Annotated in this window: 4 protein-coding genes and 1 tRNA gene; 3 read left to right on the plus strand and 2 right to left on the minus strand. The window is 74.3% G+C overall.

Translation table 11 applies throughout. The annotated features are described in order from the left end of the window. Positions 1-114: 114 nt before the first annotated feature. A tRNA-Tyr gene (locus tag ACFWH7_RS20840) sits at positions 115-196 on the minus strand. Between the two features lie 140 nt (positions 197-336). On the opposite strand from ACFWH7_RS20840, the gene rarD reads away from it, so the two are divergent. From rarD to ACFWH7_RS20855, 3 genes are read left to right on the plus strand one after another with little or no spacing between them, the layout of a single operon-like run. Then, complete coding sequence (gene rarD / locus ACFWH7_RS20845; RefSeq protein WP_378219563.1) at positions 337-1,362, plus strand: EamA family transporter RarD; 1,026 nt, start codon at positions 337-339, stop codon at positions 1,360-1,362. Positions 1,363-1,419: 57 nt separating this feature from the next. Further along, positions 1,420-1,914 (plus strand): YajQ family cyclic di-GMP-binding protein, encoded by a 495-nt coding sequence (locus tag ACFWH7_RS20850; RefSeq protein WP_378219565.1) that lies wholly within the window; start codon positions 1,420-1,422, stop codon positions 1,912-1,914. Then, positions 1,911-2,816 carry an HAD family hydrolase gene (locus ACFWH7_RS20855; RefSeq protein WP_378219567.1) on the plus strand — a complete coding sequence of 302 codons (906 nt, stop codon included), beginning with the start codon at positions 1,911-1,913 and terminating at the stop codon, positions 2,814-2,816. The genes ACFWH7_RS20850 and ACFWH7_RS20855 overlap by 4 nt, the downstream gene beginning before the upstream one ends. 61 nt (positions 2,817-2,877) lie before the next feature. Here ACFWH7_RS20855 and htpX read toward each other — a convergent pair whose 3' ends face one another. Beyond that, the gene (htpX, locus tag ACFWH7_RS20860; RefSeq protein WP_378219569.1) at positions 2,878-3,762 is read right to left on the minus strand and encodes a zinc metalloprotease HtpX; all 885 of its coding nucleotides are present in this window, start codon (positions 3,760-3,762) and stop codon (positions 2,878-2,880) included. Positions 3,763-4,000: the final 238 nt, after the last annotated feature.

Below are 4,000 nucleotides of genomic sequence, written 5' to 3' on the forward strand. Positions count from 1 at the left end.
ACCCCCCCCCGCCCCGGGGGCCGGGGGCGGCCCCGTCAATGAGGAGTGCCCCACACCCCCCCCCCCCCCCCCCCCGGGCGCCCCCCCCGGGGGGGGCCCCCCCCGTCGCTCCGGTGGCAGGTGAGGGATTCGAACCCCCGAAGGCTGAGCCGTCTGATTTACAGTCAGATCCCTTTGGCCGCTCGGGCAACCTGCCGTGTGGAGTTGTCGCTCGCCGGACGGACTGCACGTCGTGCAGCCCTTGCCGTGCGGGCGAGCCAACGATACAGCCCCGCCGGACCAGGTGCGAAATCGGGTCCCGGCGACCGCCCGCGCGCCCGTCCGTACAGTGGGGCGGTGACCCACCCCTCCCCCGCGCCGGACCACCTCCCCGGCACCGGGAAACCTGGCCCCGCGCACACCGGCGCACCGTCCTCGCCCGCCCCGCCCGCGCCGTCGGGCAGCCCGCGCGGCGCGACCGCCCCGACCGACCGCTGGGGCCTCCTGCTCGGCGCCGGGGCGTTCTTCCTGTGGGGCGCGATGCCCCTCTACTTCCCGCTCCTGGAGCCGGCGGCGCCGCTCGAGATCATCGCGCACCGGGTCGTGTGGAGCCTGCTCTTCTGCCTCGTGCTCCTCGCCGCGACGCGCCAGCTCGGCGGGTTCGTCACCGCGCTGCGCACCCCGCGCACCCTCGGCGTCCTCGCCGTCGCCGCCGTCCTCATCGTCACCAACTGGACCGTGTACGTGTACGGCGTCCTCAGCGGTCACGTGCTCGACGCCGCGCTCGGGTACTTCATCAACCCCCTGGTCACCGTCCTGCTCGCCGTGGCCGTGCTGCGCGAGCGGCTGCGCCCCGCGCAGTGGGCGGCGGTCGGGATCGGCGTCGCGGCCGTCGTCGTCATCAGCACCGGCGCGGGCGGCCTGCCGTGGATCGCGCTCGTCCTCGCGGGGTCGTTCGGCCTCTACGGCCTCGTGAAGAACCGCGTCGGGCGCACGGTCGAGGCGCTCCCCGGCCTCGCCGTGGAGACCGCCGTGCTCACGCCGCTGGCCCTCGTGTACCTCGGGTGGCTCGCCGCCACGGGGGTCGGCACGTTCGGCGCCGAGGGCGCCGGCCACGCGCTCCTGCTCGCGTCCGCGGGAATCGTGACGGCCCTGCCGCTGCTCCTCTTCAGCGCGGCCGCGCGGCGCCTCCCGCTGAGCGTCGTCGGTCTCCTCCAGTACCTCGGCCCCGCGCTCCAGTTCCTCTTCGGCCTCCTCGTCTTCCACGAGCCCATGTCGCCCACCCGCTGGGCCGGCTTCGGGCTCGTCTGGCTCGCGCTCGTCGTGCTCTCGGTCGACGGACTGCGCGCCGCCCGCGCGACGCGCCTCGCGAGCCGTCCCTGAGCCTGCTCGACTACGGTGGGACCCAGCACCCGTTCCCGGCCCAGAGAGGACCTACCCATGGCCGACTCCTCGTTCGACATCGTCAGCAAGGTCGACCGTCAGGAGGTCGACAACGCGCTCAACCAGGCCGCCAAGGAGGTGGCGCAGCGCTACGACTTCCGCAACGTCGGCGCCTCGATCGCGTGGAGCGGCGAGAGCATCCTCATGGTCGCGAACTCGGCCGAGCGCGTGCTCGCCATCCTCGACGTCCTCGAGACCAAGCTCGTCAAGCGCGGCATCTCCCTCAAGTCGCTCGACACGGGTGACAAGGAGCCCAAGGCGTCGGGCAAGGAGTACCGCCTCGCCGCCACCCTCAAGGAGGGCCTGTCGAGCGAGAACGCGAAGAAGATCACCAAGATCATCCGCGACGAGGCGCCCAAGGCCGTCAAGACGCAGATCACGGGCGACGAGGTCCGGGTGACGAGCAAGTCGCGCGACGACCTCCAGACCGTCATCGCGCTGCTCAAGGGCGCCGACCTCGACGTCGCGCTGCAGTTCACCAACTACCGGTGACCCTCCCGCGCGTCGTCGCGACCGACCTCGACGGGACGCTCCTGCGGTCCGACGGGACCGTCTCGGAGCGCACGCGCGCCGCGCTGCGCGCCGCCGAGGACGCCGGCGTCGAGGTGGTGTTCGTCACCGCGCGGCCGCCGCGCTGGCTGGACCAGCTCGCCGACGTGGTGGGCGGGCACGGGCACGTGATCTGCCTCGGCGGTGCGGCGGTGTGGGACCTGGCCACCGCGAGCGCGCTCGACGTGTGCGGCTTCACCTCGGACCAGGCGTCAGCGCTGGTCGCCGACCTGCGCGCCGCGGTACCGGGTGTCACGCTCGCGTTCGAGCGCGTCGACGGGCCGACGTTCGACCCGGGCTTCCGGTCCACCCCGGACGACGACGCAGACGTCGTCGCCGTGGTCGAGTCGACGCTCGCCGTGCCCGGCGCCCCTCACGACGCCGACCGCGGGCAGCCCGTCGGCAAGATCCTCGCGCGGGACCCCGGGGCTCCGGTCGCGGACGCACCCGCGACGCAGCCCGTCGTCGTGGCGGACGGGCAGACGACGGCGCAGGAGTCGTTCTTCGCGCGCGTGCGCGACGCCGTCGGGGACCGCGCCCACCTCGCCTACTCCGGCGCGGCGGGGCTCGCCGAGCTGCTCGCCCCCACAGTCACCAAGGACGCCGCGCTCGCGCGCTGGTGCGCTCGCCTCGGTGTCGAACCGCGCGACGTCTGGGCGTTCGGCGACATGCCCAACGACCTGCCCATGCTGCGCTGGGCGGGGCGCTCGTTCGCCGTCGCGAACGCGCACCCCGACGTCCTGGCCGCAGCGACCGACCGCACCGCGGCGAACGACGACGACGGCGTCGCAGCCGTCCTCCTCGACGCGCTGGGCGTCAGCGCGGCGGGCTCTTCCGCGTCGTGACCACACCTGGCGCACGCCGCATCAGCCCCAGACCGACCGCGGTGGCCCGGCGCGTCCCCGCTCAGTGGTAGGTGATGCCGCCGTAGCCCGGGCCGTGGCCGGCCATCGTCTCGAGCCGCTTGATGCGCTCCGCCATCGGGGGGTGCGTCGCGAACATCTTGGCGACGCCGGCGCCGCGGAACGGGTTCGCGATCATGAGGTGGGAGACGTCCACGAGGTCGCGGTTCTGCGGGAGCGGCGCCCGCTGCGTGCCGGCGTCGAGCTTGCGCAGCGCAGACGCGAGGGCGAGCGGGTCGCCCGTGAGCTTCGCACCGTCCTCGTCGGCGTCGTACTCGCGCGTGCGGGAGATGGCGAGCTGGATCAGCATCGCCGCGACGGGCGCGAGGACGACCATCGCGATCGCCGCGAGCGGGTTGCCGCCGCGGTCGCGGTCGCCGCCGAAGATCAGCAGGAACTGCGCGAGCGACGTGATCACGCCCGCCAGGGCGCCCGCGACCGACGACGTGAGGATGTCGCGGTTGTACACGTGCATGAGCTCGTGCCCGAGCACGCCGCGCAGCTCGCGCTCGTCGAGGAGGCGCAGGATGCCCTCGGTGCAGCACACGGCCGCGTTCTTGGGGTTGCGGCCCGTCGCGAACGCGTTCGGCGCCTGCGTCGGCGAGACGTAGAGCCGGGGCATCGGCTGGCGTGCCTCGGTCGAGAGCTCGCGCACGATCCGGTACATGGCGGGCTGCTCGAGCTCGCTCACGGGGCGCGCGTGCATCGCCCGGATCGCGATCTTGTCCGAGTTCCAGTACCCGTAGAACGTCGTCACGAGGCCGATGCCGACGAACAGCCACAGCAGGTTCGCCCGGGCGCCGAACAGCGCCCACAGGCCCAGGACGATGGCCCACATGACGCCGAACAGGCCGGCCGTCTTGAGACCGTTGAAGTGCTGACGCCCCACGCTGTGCTCCCTTCCGCGCCGCGGGCACCCGCGTGGTCCACCGGGTGCCCGACGGGCGCCGACCCCGTCGGCGCCACCCTGATGAACGCCCGAGGCGACCGTCCCGTTCCCGCGGACGACGACGGCGCCCCCCCCCCCGGGGGGGGGGGGGGGGGGGGCGGGGGCGGGGGGGGGCGGGGGGGCGCCCGGGGGGCCCCCCCCCCCCAACCCCCGCGCCCCCCCGGATAATTTCGACCCC

It is taken from the genome of Cellulosimicrobium cellulans (assembly GCF_042723955.1).
Taxonomy (GTDB): Bacteria; Actinomycetota; Actinomycetes; order Actinomycetales; family Cellulomonadaceae; genus Cellulosimicrobium; species Cellulosimicrobium cellulans_H.

What these genes read in the sequence shown, in the direction of transcription:
- ACFWH7_RS20850 (WP_378219565.1), top strand. Translation starts at nt 1,420, where the DNA reads ATGGCCGACTCCTCGTTCGACATCGTCAGCAAGGTCGACCGTCAGGAG.